Below are 13,572 nucleotides of genomic sequence, written 5' to 3'. Positions count from 1 at the left end.
GGTTAAGCTAATCTTATATTTAATACATAGATTTAAAAAAATACAGAAACGGGGTGAATCATGTATCAGAAGCAAGTTGAAATTAGTGCAGAAAACGGCCTACACACTCGTCCAGCGGCGCAGTTCGTCAAAGAAGCAAAAAGCTATGACGCTGACATCACTGTTGAGTCAAACGGTAAGAGCGCGAGCGCGAAAAGCCTATTTAAACTGCAAACCCTTGGCTTGACCAAAGGCACCAAGGTGACTATCTCTGCTGAAGGTGCGCAAGCACAACAAGCCGTTGATCACCTGGTAAAACTGATGGACGAGCTGGAGTAATCCGGCTCTTTTTCTATCGGTTTTAAGTTGGATAAACGTAAGGTAAAGCTATGATTTCAGGCATCCTGGCATCACCTGGTATTGCTTTTGGTAAAGCACTGCTGTTGCAAGAAGAAGACGTTGTCATCAATAAAGATAAGATTGATGCGTCTCGAATTGAAAAAGAAATTCAGCGCGTATTGGATGCTCGCGAACAGTCTAAGACGCAACTCGAAGCGATCAAAGACAAAGCAAGGGAAACCTTCGGCGAAGAGAAAGAAGCGATCTTCGAAGGTCACATCATGCTGCTAGAAGATGAAGAGCTGGAAGACGAGATTGTCAGCTTCATCAAATCTAACCATGCCACTGCAGATCATGCGATTTACGCTGTGATTGAAGAGCAGGCGGTGACGCTTGAATCTCTGGATGATGATTATCTGAAAGAGCGTGCGGCAGACATCCGTGATATTGGTTCTCGTTTTGTTAAAAACGCACTCGGCATCAACATGGTGTCTCTGAGCGCGATCAACGAAGAAGTGATCCTGGTTGCGAATGATCTGACGCCTTCAGAAACAGCACAGGTTGACCTGAATTATGTGCTCGGTTTTATCACCGATATCGGTGGTCGCACCTCGCACTCGTCGATCATGGCACGCTCGTTAGAGCTTCCAGCGATTGTGGGCACTAACAACGCCACCGCCAATGTTAAAAACGGTGACATGTTGGTGCTTGATGCGATTAACAACCAAATTGTCGTTAATCCTTCTGACGACGAGCTCAACAAGTTTAAAGCGATTCGTGATCAACACATCGCGGAAAAAGCCGAGCTCGCGAAGCTCAAAGACTTGCCTGCTATCACATTAGACGGCCACCAAGTCGAAGTGTGCGGCAACGTGGGCACAGTAAAAGACTGTGACGGTGTAAACCGTAACGGTGGTGAAGGTGTGGGTCTTTATCGCACTGAGTTCTTGTTCATGGACCGTGACTCGCTCCCTACTGAAGAAGAGCAATATCAAGCGTATAAGGCGGTCGCAAAAGCGATTGATGGTCACCCAGTGATCATTCGCACCATGGACATTGGCGGTGACAAAGATCTGCCTTATATGGACCTGCCTGAAGAAATGAACCCATTCTTGGGCTGGCGAGCCGTCCGTATCAGTCTTGACCGTCGCGAAATTCTCCGCGATCAGCTACGTGCGATTCTACGTGCATCGGCACACGGTAAAATTCGTGTCATGTTCCCGATGATTATTTCTGTCGAAGAAATCCGCGAGCTAAAAGAAGCGATTGAAACCTACAAAGCAGAGCTACGCCAAGAAGGCCTAGACTTTGATGCTGATCTTGAAATCGGCGTAATGGTTGAGACACCGGCCGCGGCTGCAATCGCTCACCACCTCGCGAAAGAAGTGGAATTTTTCAGCATCGGCACTAACGATTTGACCCAATACACCTTAGCGGTCGATCGTGGTAATGAGCTTATTTCGCACCTGTACAATCCACTGTCTCCTGCAGTACTAACGGTTATCAAGCAAGTGATTGATGCCTCACATGCTGAAGGAAAATGGACGGGGATGTGCGGAGAGCTTGCAGGTGATGAGAAAGCAACGTTACTATTGATGGGAATGGGTTTGGATGAGTTCAGCATGAGTGCCATTTCTATCCCTCGCATCAAGAAGATTATCCGTAATGCCAACTTTGCTGATGTGAAAGCGATGGCCGACACAGCGCTCACTTTGCCAACTGCGGCAGAAATCGAGGCCTATGTCGAAAAATTTATTGCGGAAAAAACCGCTTGCTAATATACAATCAGCAAAGAATTACTGCTTAGGAGCAACACTATGGGTCTGTTCGACAAACTGAAGAAGTTGGTGTCTGAAGACAGCAACGACGCTAGTGCTATTGAAATTATCGCCCCATTGTCGGGTGAGATCGTCAACATCGAAGACGTGCCTGACGTTGTGTTTGCTGAGAAAATCGTCGGTGATGGTGTTGCGATTAAGCCATCTGGTGACAAAATGGTAGCGCCAGTAAACGGCACTATCGGTAAGATTTTCGAAACCAACCACGCTTTCTCAATTGAGTCAGACGATGGCGTCGAGCTTTTTGTTCACTTTGGTATCGACACCGTCGAGCTGAAAGGCGAAGGCTTCAAGCGCATTGCCGAAGAAGGTCAAACGGTTAAAGCCGGTGATACCGTGATTGAATTTGATTTAGCGACACTCGAAGAGAAAGCGAAATCAACACTGACACCTGTTGTGATCTCGAATATGGATGAGATCAAAGAGTTGACCAAACTATCAGGTGCCGTCACTGTGGGTGAAACCCCAGTATTACGCGTCACCAAGTAATAAACCGTCTCTGGTTTAGACAAACGCAGCCAATTGGCTGCGTTTTTTTTAAGCCATCGCTCGGCCATCACTCGTAAACTGAAAAAAGAAGCGTTTGACGCGTCGGCTTCTTGCCCAATAAAGGCTTGCCCAAGCTAGCCAAAGGCCGTGTAAAGCAAGCAGCCAATCAAACTGCCCCCTAGTGACGATGAACGTTTGCCAGACTTGATAAGCTTCCCATAGCCATAATAGCCAAACCCACCAATAGCCAATGTGCCAGTGTTGTCTTAGCCATTCAGGCGCTCTGTCGCAGTTACCGACTAATAACAACAACCCGAGCGGCACCACGCCAATTGCCAAGCTTATATAAAACGCCGATAACTCAGGATAGACCAGCGCGAGCAACTCACTACCCTGCTCTCGACTCACGCCAGCCATTGCCAATAGCCACCACGCGCGGCTTAATAACAGTAAACACAACACGGCAATCTGCGGTGCCTTGATATACCCTTTGTCGTCAAAGTGATGAAATGTATCCATAAGCTTATTGATTGAGAAGTCACATATTTACCATGGCGACATGCAATAAAAACTGCAAGCCTAAAAGTAAAATTTGTTATCCTTGGCTGGAGTTATTTATTAAGCGTTACATGGAGCCCTTATGGCCAAAGCCAAAGCCAACGCGACGATTTCGCCAGAAACGCAACAAGACGCCATGCGCGTTGCGAAAGCCACGCAAAAACCGGGACAAACAAAAGCGCAGACCAAACTGATTGCACAAGGGATTGAAAAAGGGATTGCCCAATATAAAAAGGAACAAAAAGCAAAAGCACGCGAGCAGGATAAAGCACGAAAAAAACAACAAAATAAACCATCAAGCGCCGCGCCTGTGAAAGCGTCTCAAGCCCCAGTCGATGACTCCAGCCCCGCTGAACCAGGGTTGGATAAAAGCTACAGCAGTCTCCCATGGCTTTTACTTGTGGTAAGCTGGATAGGGTTCATTGGCTATATATTGGTGAGGGCGTAATGTGGAAGCGACTGATAACGGTTATAGGGATCATCACTTTGGTTGGCTGCAGCAAAGGAGAAACGATGGCTAAACATCCGCCAGTGACGGCCTGTGGCGATAGTCCCAACTGTGTGTCCACGGCAGATACCCGAGAAAAATTCCAGCTGGCACCGCTTTATATCGCCAACGACAACGTGGTGTTTTCAGCCATTGTCGCGCATATCGCCGCCATGCCTCGTGCTGAGGTCGCCACCTCGCAAGATAATTACGCACACTTACGCTTCACCACTAAGGTGCTGCGCTTTGTGGATGATGTTGAAGTCTCGCTTGAGGGCAACCAGATCGCCCTTCGCTCCGCATCTCGGATTGGCTACTATGACTTTGGCGCCAACCGTCAACGTGCCGAGGTCATTCGCCAACGTTTAACCGACGCTGAGCTTATCACGCCTTAAGCGAGCAGCTAGTTGATATAAGAGCGAATATCGCGCTTTTTATCTTCGACCCAATCACGGCGGAACGGTCCCCAGTCTTTAAGCTGGTAGTAACCATCGTTATGACGCTTTCCATCTTGGATAAAAGTCATATCAATACCGAGCCCAGACAGTGATTTCAATACATCTTGGATCGTACGACGGGGCCAGCCTGTCGCCTCGATAAGGCGTGGCACATTTGGGCGTTCCATTTCTTCTACCAACACGGCAAGATAGAGACGCCGGGCGAATACCGGGTTTAGTTCCATATGAACCTCCAACAGTTACGAATGTTCCCATTATTCATGCCGCCTGCGAAGAGGCTTTGCGTTTGATCAAAAGGCCATCAAATCGACGTGCTGCAGACTCATTTAGTGGCACATTTCACACGCTTCATCCCTTATCGCATCGCCAAACGGCCCCTTCCCCACTATTGCGTTCAATGTTGAGCGATGTCACTCTTAATTGTCCGTAAATAATGATGATAACGACCATGACAACTGTATTTGGCATTAAAAACTGCGACACCCTAAAAAAAGCCCTTAAATGGTTGGATAACCAAGGCATTAACTATCAGTATCACGATTACCGCAAGACGGGGTTAGATGCCGAGATGTTACAGACCTTTGTTGCCGAATTAGGGTGGGAGCCTTTGATTAACAAGCGTGGCACCACTTATCGCCAGCTAAGTGACGAACAAAAAGCCAGCTTAGACCAACCCCGTGCGATTGCGATCATGTTAGACAATCCAGCGATCATTAAACGCCCTTTACTCGTACACGAAGGGAAGTACTATCTTGGCTTTAAAGAGAGCCAATACGCTGAGATTTTCGCGTAATGTAAGCACTTATTTACTGTTGCTGTAAGGAAACTCCAATGACTGATACTGCTACGCTGGCTTTGGCAAAAGACTTGATCAATCGTGAGTCGGTAACACCGGAAGATGCGGGTTGCCAAGCTCAAATGATTGCTCGATTAGAAGCCCTGGGCTTTACGATTGAAACCATGGTGTTTGACGATACCACCAACCTTTGGGCGCGACGGGGCACTGATGGGCCGCTCTTCACGTTTGCGGGCCACACCGATGTCGTCCCCGCTGGCCCGCGCGATCAATGGCATACGCCGCCATTTGAAGCCACTGTCATTGACGATCACCTTCATGGACGTGGCGCCGCGGACATGAAGGGCTCACTCGCCGCCATGGTTGTGGCTGTTGAGCGCTTTATTGCCGAGCATCCAGACCACTCGGGTTCACTCGCGTTTCTGATCACGTCGGATGAAGAAGGACCCTTTATTAATGGCACCACCCGCGTCGTCGATACGCTGATGGCTCGAAATGAGAAAATCGACATGTGTATTGTCGGTGAACCCTCAAGTACGAATCACGTCGGTGATGTGGTCAAAAACGGTCGTCGCGGATCCATCACTGGCGATTTGTACGTTAAAGGTGTACAAGGCCATGTCGCCTATCCGCACCTTGCAAGTAATCCTGTCCATCAGGCCATGCCAGCGCTAACAGAGTTAGTGCAAACAGTGTGGGATAATGGCAATGCTTTTTTCCCACCGACAAGCTTTCAAATCCCAAATATAGAGGCAGGTACCGGCGCAGCCAATGTGGTCCCGGGTGAGTGTCATGCGCAATTTAACTTCCGCTTTAGTACCGAGCTAGATAGTGAAACCATCAAACAGCGAGTTTATTCTATTTTGGACGCGCACGGGCTCGACTACACCTTAGAATGGACCCACAGTGGCGACCCGTTTTTGACCGATGAAGGTACCTTGCTTGATGCAGTTGTGGCCGCGGTTGAAGAGGTGAATCATCAAACGCCGCAATTACTGACAACCGGTGGCACCTCCGATGGTCGTTTTATCGCCCAGATGGGCGCTCAAGTGATTGAGCTGGGTCCGGTCAATGCCACGATTCATAAGGTCAATGAGTGTGTGAGTATTCCTGACTTAGAAAAGCTGACCGACATGTACCAAAAAGTGTTGGAAAAGGCGCTACCGTGAGCCTACGCGCAGCACAGTTGATTGGGCAAGACGCTTCAGCCCTTCAACCAATGAACGCGCAACCTGGGGCGCCCTGTTTGCATCAGGATGTGTTATCTGACGTCGCCGCCTTACAAAAGGCGGCGAGTCGTGCTGGGTTCGCGTTGAGAGTCGCCAGTGGTTATCGCGCTTTTGAACGTCAGTTGGCGATCTGGAATGGTAAATTTAACGGCGATCTGCCTGTCCTTGATGCTCACAGCCAACCTATGGATATAACCCGCTTATCAGACAAGGAACGGGTGCACGCGATCTTACGCTGGTCGGCGTTACCCGGCGCCAGTCGACATCATTGGGGAACAGACATGGATGTGTACGATAAGCAGTCTCTTATCCCTGATCAGCCGCTGGCTTTAACCCCACCCGAATACGACAGTGGCCCGCAAGCGGCCTTTTCCTCTTGGCTATATGCCAATGTATCAGCATTTGGTTTCTTTCTTCCTTATGCGAGATACCAAGGCGGGGTTGCCAGAGAGCCATGGCATATCAGCCATATTGCCGCCAGTGCGTCAATGTTATCCGCTTTCTCTCAGGATATGCTCGCGGCTGCGATCACCCATGCGCCGATTTGTGGGAAAGACGCTATCCTCGGCCAATTAGATTGGATATATTCAACTTACGTCACCAACTTATGCGAGGTGGAAAGATGGAATGGCTAACCAATCCTTATGTGATTATTACCATTGTGGTCGCCGTGGTCGTGAGTAACATCATGGCGCTCAAATACACCGCCAACGCCAAGTTTGGGCTTAAATACAAAGACAAGCCTGATAAGCATCAACGTTCAGCGTCTGACGATGACGCAAACGATAATACCGACCTCCCTACTGATAAGAGCGACGATAAAAAATAGCGCCATATCTATGGCGCTATTTTATTTATACGGTGCTATTGTCTTTACACGCGACGCAATCGTTTGCTTTTTAAGCCCAAAAATTATAGGGCTAAGCCGATACGCTTTGCTACTTCGATATAAGCTTCTACCACACCACCTAGACCTTGGCGGAAGCGATCTTTATCCAATTTTTCTCGCGTGTTGGCATCCCACAAACGACAGCCATCTGGGCTAAACTCATCGCCAAGGACAATATTACCGTTGACGTCGACGCCAAACTCCAGCTTGTAGTCCACCAGCAATAAGTCACCCTCAGCAAACAGCGCCTTAAGCACATCGTTAACCTGATACGTCAGCGACTTCATGGTCGCTAATTGGGCTTGGGTCGCGAACCCTAAGGACTCACACAGTGATTCATTGACCATAGGATCATGCAGCGCATCGTTTTTTAAAAACAACTCAAAAGTGGGTGGAGTGAGTGCTGTGCCCTCTTCTACGCCCAGTCGGCGACAAAGTGAGCCCGCGGCAATGTTTCTTACCACACACTCAACCGGGATCATATCGAGCTTTTTCACCACGCAGTCGGTATCGGACAACAGTTGGTCCATTTGGGTGGGAATACCTGCCTGCTCAAGCTTTTGCATGATGAAGTGATTGAACTTGTTATTCACTTCGCCTTTTCGCTCAAGTTGCTCAACACGCTCACCATCAAACGCAGAGGTGTCATTGCGAAAGTGCAGAACAAAGCGGTTTTCATCATCGGTTGCATAAACAGATTTTGCCTTACCGCGATACAACTCAGCACGTTTTTCCATTACCTATTCTCTCCATTAGGCGCTAAAAAATAAGGGACGCTGTCTGGCGTCCCTATAAGATTACTGCGATGTGACCTGGCTAAGCTGCGCAATGGCCGCTTTCAGCGCTGGGCTAAGCGCTTCTAACGTTGCTTTTTTAACCGGCTTTCCATCACTGTCGGTCACATTGATTGAGGTGCGGTTGCCTAAATCCCCTAACAATAGTGTGTAGCTATTGTCCGGCAGCGAGATAGGTTCAACCCCAAGGGCTTGCCAACGCTCATCATTCGGCGCAACGTGACGCGTTTTCACCGTACCTTGCGATTGGTTGCGGCTTTCTACCGTAAATCCGAGCGGTTTAATCATCTCAGGAAGTTTTTCCCATACGACATCATACGGAGCACGCGCAATAATCACTGGCAAGCCACTTCGATCAGTACCAAAACTCATCGGAATATCTGACTGACGTTGCGCAGCTAAACGGCGCGCCTCTGCACGTAGTGCTGCATCATGGCTCACCGTAATCAGATTGGTCATTAAGGTGTTATAGCGTTCCTGCTCTGCCGGCGTCAAAGGTTCATCACTGGCCTTGGCGCGTGAATCAATCATATTGACGCCCAGTGCAAATCGCCGCCCTTGTTCGAGTCGTGATAGGCGGAACCGAGCCTGATGAGCACTGTCTTCTTTTTCCCAAGCGATCCAGCCGGTGTCAATTTGATCTGCGGCTTGTGTCTCAACAGGAATGGTCTTATCGTTCGCCAGACGTTCAACGGTTTCCCATAATTGGGTAAGCTGCTGCTCATTGGCAACCGCGACGGTTATTCCACGACTGTCACGCTCAATACGCGCCCCTGGCACTAAATCAAGCACTTGACGCGGCGGACGAATATCGACATTTTTGCCGATTTCGCCCTTAAAGTCTTGCTCAGGGATCTGATAATTGGTGGAAAAGTAAGGCGCTTGATCCGGCAAGGTTTGCCACTGCGACAGCGGGGTCGTTTGCAAGTAGCTAAAATCATCTTTGGCTTGACGGCGTTGCTCGGCGCCACCACTACAGGCCACCAGCCCGGTGACCATGATGGCACAAAGGCCGAGCTTAAATACTGGTTTCATTGACACTCCAACGGCTTAAACAACACCCGCAACCTGCATGGCCTCTCGGACATCGGGACGCAAATGCTCGCTTAATTCGGTTAATGGCAGACGAAGATGGCCATCCGCAATCAATCCCATTTCTCGGACTGCCCACTTCACAGGGATCGGATTGGCTTCGTCAAAAAGGTGACGATGTAAAGGGATCAGCGTCTCGTTGATTGCATGCGCTTGGTCTGCTTCACCGGCGCGCGCCAATTGAATCATTTTGGCCATTGCCGCAGCGGCAACATTGTTAGTGACCGAAATCACGCCATGTCCACCAGCAAGGACAAAATCTAGCCCTGTTAAATCATCACCACTAAATAAGAGGAAGTCATCGCCACAAAGTTCCCGATGAATGGCAACACGACTGACATCGGCAGTGGCATCTTTTAGGCCGATAATATTGTCAAAGGTCGCTAAGCGCGCCACCGTTTCAGGCTGAATATCTACGGCGGTACGACCAGGGACATTATAGAGAATCTGAGGTAAGTCGGTCGCTTCGGCAATGGCTTTATAATGCTGGAATAAGCCTTCTTGCGTCGGCTTGTTGTAATAAGGGGTCACACTCAAACAAGCGGCTACGCCCGACCCGGCAAACATTTTACTGAAAGTGATCGCTTCGTGGGTGGCATTTGCCCCCGTACCTGCAATAACGGGAATCCGTCCATCCGCAAATTCCAAGGTCTTTAGGACCACTTTAATGTGCTCATCCACGGTTACTGTCGACGACTCACCCGTTGTGCCCACTGCGACAATCGCATCTGTGCCCGCTTGGATATGAAACTCGACCAGTTTTTTCAGGCTAACGTAATCCACCTCGCCATGTGCATCCATTGGTGTGACGAGCGCCACTATGCTTCCAGAAACCATGTTCGTCTCCCTTATTGGTGATGCTTGCAATGTTACTTTTGGCGCTGGGTAAACACAAGAATAACCCTGCGCGCTGGCGTGTCTTATTCGACATTTCTTACCGCTACATTCAAGTTTGCGATTTTATCATTGAATCAGCGTCTCGTTAGCGTCAATAAAAGGTCAAACACTGTCAAGAGCGTGATCGTAATATCAAAAACTTGCGTAATCTCGAACACCCTCTATCATCGTCAATTCGGTTTACCGACAAAAAAGGAAACGCAGCGCATGCAAACATTAACGGAAGGCGCTCTAGCGCCCGATTTTTCATTGCAAGATCAAAATGGCGACACCGTCACGCTTAGCCAGTTTCAAGGCGAAAAACGCGTCCTCGTGTATTTTTACCCCAAAGCAATGACACCAGGCTGCACCACACAAGCCTGCTCTTTGCGTGATACTAAGGCCGAGCTCGACGCGCTGGATACCGTGGTGTTAGGTATCAGCCCGGATCCCGTCAAAAAGATCGCCCGCTTTGTCGCGCGCGATGAACTCAATTTCACCCTACTGAGCGACGAAGATCATGCGGTTGCGGATGCATTTGGCGTCTGGGGACCCAAGAAGTTCATGGGGAAAGAATATGACGGCATTCATCGCCTCAGCTTTTTGGTCGGCAAAGATGGCAAAATTGAACATGTGTTCAATAAGTTTAAGACCAAAGATCATCACCAAGTGGTATTGGACTTCCTGAACCAAGCCTAGGACGGCGCCTTATCCTGCCTGTTAACAAAAAAGCGCACGATGAATCGTGCGCTTTTTTCAAACGATGACCATGGGTTCACTCAGCCCACAGGCTTTGCCAATGCTTCTGGATAACCACGCTGTACCGCAAATTCACACGCAGCGCTGATAATCTTAGCGGTCGACGGGCGCGTCATGACGTAATGAGAGGTTGGCGAAATCCAGCCGGCATCTTCAAATTGCGTCAGGACTTTGTTTATCGCCGTCAGCGCCGAGGAGGCTTTCACGATTTCCATCCGCGCGTAGCGCTCACCATCGAAAGACACATCCGACGCCCTCAGCGACGGATCCTCACCGGGGATTTGTTGCGCGCCACACAAGGGTTTTCCTCCGACTTCGGCCTGCTTAAACTCAGGCAGCCATTGAGCAAAATGTTCGATGGCCCGGTCCGTGCGCTGGCACACTTGATCCCAGTCCCAACCTTGATCGATGTTTTTAACATAGCGCGCGTCGACATTCGGTTGCGCCGATTGCACTGAGCTTTTCACCAAGCCACGTTCAAAGAGGGTCACGTCTTGCGTCATGCCGTGCAGTTGAAAGAAACCATCAGGATAAGGCGTCAGTTGTGCCATACCTTGTGGCGTGCCTCGCTGGCCATGAACAATAATTTCTGGCCATTGGTACGCCGTCGACGTCCAGTGGGCGACGTACGCTGCCTTGTACTCAACCAGACGCTGACGCCCGAAGCCCGCCATATCGTCAATGGTCCCGGTGCGAAATCCCGCCGCATTAATCAGATAGTCAACCTCAGTGGTGTGCGATTGGCCTGCCTTATCTTGATACGTCACTTGCCAACCCGACGCTGTCTGCTGTGTATCCACGACCTTATGATTAAAGTTGAGTTGGCAATGCGGCACGTCGGCAAGCGTTAATTGCGCTTCAGCGGCGAGGCGAAATACACTCAGCCCGTATTCTTGCACCAATACCAACGGATACTTCATCGCACTTAGGTCCAGCGACTGCGCAACCGGCCACATCCACTGATCAGCCGAATCGGTTATACTGCGATAATCTTTTGCTTTCAGCGCTTCAAGGTCTGATTGCTGATACAGGCGGAAATAATCAGCAGGTTCGCCCATCACTTTGTTGGCGCTATCAAGCTCGACCAATTGCGCATAACGCTCGCGCAAGGTTTCCAATCGTGCAATCACACTGTCTAACGATCCTGGGTCTTGCTCTGGCACCGCCAACACCGTTGGGCGGCGATTCACAGAGTGCGGATACATGCGTACGGTCGCAACGGACTGGTCCAGTAAGGTTAAGCACTGGTCGAGCGAGATTTCTCGATACAAATTGCCGCCCGCATGAAGATGACAGATAGGTGGGCCACTGACTAGCCCGGTTCCCGCTTCAAACACTTGGGTATCAATACCACGTTCAGCCAGTCGCATGGCCGCTGTCGTGCCCGCCACGCCGCCACCGATCACAGCGACGCGGAACCCCTCTAAATGCGTATGTTCTTGCCTGTTTTGTACCATGCCAACCCTGTTTTTCATTACTACTTCTGTGGGCCAAACTGATCACGGTAAAGCCTGTGCTCGTGCCGCTCAGCTCCTTTATTTAGGAGCCTGAAAACAAGATGGATCACTCTACGTCTTTTTTTGGATCATCATCGAGCTCAATTTCAGGCAATGCTTGCCATACCGCTTTCACTAACGTCGCCAATGGAATGGCAAAAAATACCCCCCAAAAGCCCCAGAGTCCACCGAAAACCAGTACGGCTATGATGAGTGCCACCGGGTGTAAATTGACCGCTTCCGAGAAAAGCACCGGCACAAGGACGTTACCGTCAAGGGTTTGAATCACGCCGTAAGCAATCATCACATACCAAAACCCGGGCTCAAGTCCCCATTGGAAAAGGGCCACGATTGCTATCGGCACCGTAACAATGGCCGCCCCGATATAGGGGACAAGGACAGAAAAGCCGGTGGCGACACTTAGCAACACGGCATAGCGGAGATCAAGTAACATGAAAGTCAGATAGCTGGTGATACCAACAATAATAATCTCGGTCACTTTCCCGCGAATGTAATTCGATATCTGTTGGTTCATCTCATGACCAACCCGAGAGGCAAGGCGGCGATTACGCGGCAATAATCCTTTAAACATCGCCAACATTTGCGTTTTATCTTTCAGTAAGAAGAAAACCAAGAGCGGGACCAAAATCAAATAGACCGCTAGCGCCACGATGTTCACCAGCGATGATAACGATCCCCTTACCAAGGTTTCCCCGATGTTGAGGACTTTAAACTGCAAGGCATCGACCAGTGTGTTCACCATATGCGGATTAATTAATCCTGGATAGCGCTCGGGTAAGCTCATCATCAGCATCTGCATGTTATTAAACATGTTCGGCACATCGGCCACCAGGCTTATCCCTTGATTCCAAATCGTCGGTACCAAGCCAAACAACGCCATGAATGTGAAGCTGGCAAACAAGGCGATCACCACCAAAACCGATAACGTGCGAGGCAGCCCCAGTCGACTAAGACGATTGACTGGCCAATCGAGTAAATACGCCATGACAATGGCCACGAGTAAAGGCGCCAATAAGTTGCCGAAAAAATAGATGGTGACAAAACCGACCAAAAGAATCAGCACTAGGCTGACCGCATGTGGGTCGGAAAAGCGTCGCCGATACCAGCGATGTAGCAATTCAAACATATCAGGCTCGTTATTGTTTTGTGACGTGTAAACGCGAGGCTGGCGTATCTAACCAAGCAATGGTAAATCCTTCACGAGTAAAGTAGGTTGGAATATCGTTTTTCGCGCCTTGATCGCCCAGTAAAATCACTAACTGCTCGCCGGCACGCAACGACGCTGCTGCACGCTTGGCGAGTAGCAGGGCCATTGGGCAAACATGTGCTCGTAAATCAAGAGTTTGACATTCCATTCTGTCTCACCGGTCGGTATTATCGTTGGTATTGTAATGGACATTAGATAGAACGCCAACGAAACCCAGACAGGTTTTATCGGTCTGTACTTAAGTACACTTGCGTATTTTAAAAGG

General features: G+C 49.5%; 18 protein-coding genes. 10 read left to right on the top strand and 8 right to left on the bottom strand.

Going from position 1 to position 13,572, the window contains the following annotated elements; all coding sequences use genetic code 11:
• Window positions 1-60: 60 nt before the first annotated feature.
• Genes BZG81_RS09405 through crr form a run of 3 tightly spaced genes read left to right on the top strand, consistent with a single transcriptional unit; the run spans window position 61 to window position 2,645 of the window.
• Complete coding sequence (locus BZG81_RS09405; RefSeq protein ID WP_025673281.1) at window positions 61-318, top strand: HPr family phosphocarrier protein; 258 nt, start codon at window positions 61-63, stop codon at window positions 316-318.
• Window positions 319-368: 50 nt separating this feature from the next.
• A complete protein-coding gene (gene ptsI, locus BZG81_RS09400; RefSeq protein ID WP_077575939.1) occupies window positions 369-2,096 on the top strand; it encodes a phosphoenolpyruvate-protein phosphotransferase PtsI in 1,728 nt (575 codons plus the stop codon).
• Between the two features lie 39 nt (window positions 2,097-2,135).
• Entirely contained in the window at window positions 2,136-2,645 is a 510-nt protein-coding gene (gene crr, locus BZG81_RS09395) for a PTS glucose transporter subunit IIA (RefSeq protein WP_025744475.1), read from the top strand.
• Window positions 2,646-2,693: 48 nt separating this feature from the next.
• Here the strand turns inward: crr and BZG81_RS09390 are convergent, their stop codons facing one another.
• Window positions 2,694-3,164 (bottom strand): DUF2919 family protein, encoded by a 471-nt coding sequence (locus BZG81_RS09390; protein ID WP_077660749.1) that lies wholly within the window; start codon window positions 3,162-3,164, stop codon window positions 2,694-2,696.
• 121 nt (window positions 3,165-3,285) lie between these two features.
• On the opposite strand from BZG81_RS09390, the gene BZG81_RS09385 reads away from it, so the two are divergent.
• Entirely contained in the window at window positions 3,286-3,651 is a 366-nt protein-coding gene (locus BZG81_RS09385) for a DUF2956 domain-containing protein (protein ID WP_077660748.1), read from the top strand.
• A 65-nt stretch (window positions 3,652-3,716) separates the two neighbouring features.
• Window positions 3,717-4,085, top strand: a complete 369-nt coding sequence (locus BZG81_RS09380) for a DUF1499 domain-containing protein (protein ID WP_158011788.1) — start codon at window positions 3,717-3,719, stop codon at window positions 4,083-4,085.
• An 8-nt stretch (window positions 4,086-4,093) separates the two neighbouring features.
• Here BZG81_RS09380 and BZG81_RS09375 read toward each other — a convergent pair whose 3' ends face one another.
• Window positions 4,094-4,372 carry a winged helix-turn-helix domain-containing protein gene (locus BZG81_RS09375; RefSeq protein ID WP_077461603.1) on the bottom strand — a complete coding sequence of 93 codons (279 nt, stop codon included), beginning with the start codon at window positions 4,370-4,372 and terminating at the stop codon, window positions 4,094-4,096.
• Between the two features lie 224 nt (window positions 4,373-4,596).
• Between BZG81_RS09375 and BZG81_RS09370 the strand changes: the two genes are divergently transcribed.
• Genes BZG81_RS09370 through BZG81_RS09355 form a run of 4 tightly spaced genes read left to right on the top strand, consistent with a single transcriptional unit; the run spans window position 4,597 to window position 7,002 of the window.
• A complete protein-coding gene (locus tag BZG81_RS09370) occupies window positions 4,597-4,941 on the top strand; it encodes an ArsC family reductase (RefSeq protein ID WP_077575941.1) in 345 nt (114 codons plus the stop codon).
• Between the two features lie 38 nt (window positions 4,942-4,979).
• Window positions 4,980-6,113, top strand: a complete 1,134-nt coding sequence (gene dapE, locus BZG81_RS09365; RefSeq protein ID WP_077575942.1) for a succinyl-diaminopimelate desuccinylase — start codon at window positions 4,980-4,982, stop codon at window positions 6,111-6,113.
• Window positions 6,110-6,808: a M15 family metallopeptidase gene (locus tag BZG81_RS09360; protein WP_241827381.1), complete on the top strand. Its 699-nt coding sequence runs from the start codon at window positions 6,110-6,112 to the stop codon at window positions 6,806-6,808. Before dapE ends, BZG81_RS09360 begins: the two co-directional genes overlap by 4 nt.
• The gene (locus tag BZG81_RS09355) at window positions 6,796-7,002 is read left to right on the top strand and encodes a DUF2897 family protein (RefSeq protein ID WP_025744471.1); all 207 of its coding nucleotides are present in this window, start codon (window positions 6,796-6,798) and stop codon (window positions 7,000-7,002) included. Before BZG81_RS09360 ends, BZG81_RS09355 begins: the two co-directional genes overlap by 13 nt.
• Window positions 7,003-7,085: 83 nt before the next feature.
• On the opposite strand, the gene purC is transcribed toward BZG81_RS09355, so the two are convergent.
• From purC to dapA, 3 genes are read right to left on the bottom strand one after another with little or no spacing between them, the layout of a single operon-like run.
• Window positions 7,086-7,799 carry a phosphoribosylaminoimidazolesuccinocarboxamide synthase gene (gene purC / locus BZG81_RS09350; protein WP_077677225.1) on the bottom strand — a complete coding sequence of 238 codons (714 nt, stop codon included), beginning with the start codon at window positions 7,797-7,799 and terminating at the stop codon, window positions 7,086-7,088.
• 60 nt (window positions 7,800-7,859) lie between these two features.
• Entirely contained in the window at window positions 7,860-8,891 is a 1,032-nt protein-coding gene (gene bamC / locus BZG81_RS09345; RefSeq protein ID WP_077575945.1) for an outer membrane protein assembly factor BamC, read from the bottom strand.
• 15 nt (window positions 8,892-8,906) lie between these two features.
• Entirely contained in the window at window positions 8,907-9,785 is an 879-nt protein-coding gene (dapA, locus tag BZG81_RS09340) for a 4-hydroxy-tetrahydrodipicolinate synthase (protein WP_025744469.1), read from the bottom strand.
• 267 nt (window positions 9,786-10,052) lie between these two features.
• On the opposite strand from dapA, the gene bcp reads away from it, so the two are divergent.
• Complete coding sequence (gene bcp / locus BZG81_RS09335) at window positions 10,053-10,523, top strand: thioredoxin-dependent thiol peroxidase (RefSeq protein ID WP_077575946.1); 471 nt, start codon at window positions 10,053-10,055, stop codon at window positions 10,521-10,523.
• 80 nt (window positions 10,524-10,603) lie between these two features.
• Here the strand turns inward: bcp and BZG81_RS09330 are convergent, their stop codons facing one another.
• The 3 genes from BZG81_RS09330 to BZG81_RS09320 form a co-directional block, all read right to left on the bottom strand.
• Window positions 10,604-12,058: an FAD-dependent oxidoreductase gene (locus tag BZG81_RS09330; RefSeq protein WP_077575947.1), complete on the bottom strand. Its 1,455-nt coding sequence runs from the start codon at window positions 12,056-12,058 to the stop codon at window positions 10,604-10,606.
• An 88-nt stretch (window positions 12,059-12,146) separates the two neighbouring features.
• Window positions 12,147-13,226 (bottom strand): AI-2E family transporter, encoded by a 1,080-nt coding sequence (locus BZG81_RS09325; protein ID WP_077669023.1) that lies wholly within the window; start codon window positions 13,224-13,226, stop codon window positions 12,147-12,149.
• Window positions 13,227-13,236: 10 nt separating this feature from the next.
• Window positions 13,237-13,455 carry a sulfurtransferase TusA family protein gene (locus BZG81_RS09320; protein ID WP_025744467.1) on the bottom strand — a complete coding sequence of 73 codons (219 nt, stop codon included), beginning with the start codon at window positions 13,453-13,455 and terminating at the stop codon, window positions 13,237-13,239.
• Between the last annotated feature and the right edge of the window lie 117 nt (window positions 13,456-13,572).

Source organism: Salinivibrio sp. MA607 (genome assembly GCF_001996245.1).
In the GTDB taxonomy this organism is placed as follows: Bacteria; Pseudomonadota; Gammaproteobacteria; order Enterobacterales; family Vibrionaceae; genus Salinivibrio; species Salinivibrio costicola.
The sequence above is the reverse complement of the archived record's forward strand: the minus strand, read 5'-3'. Positions and strand labels throughout refer to the sequence as shown.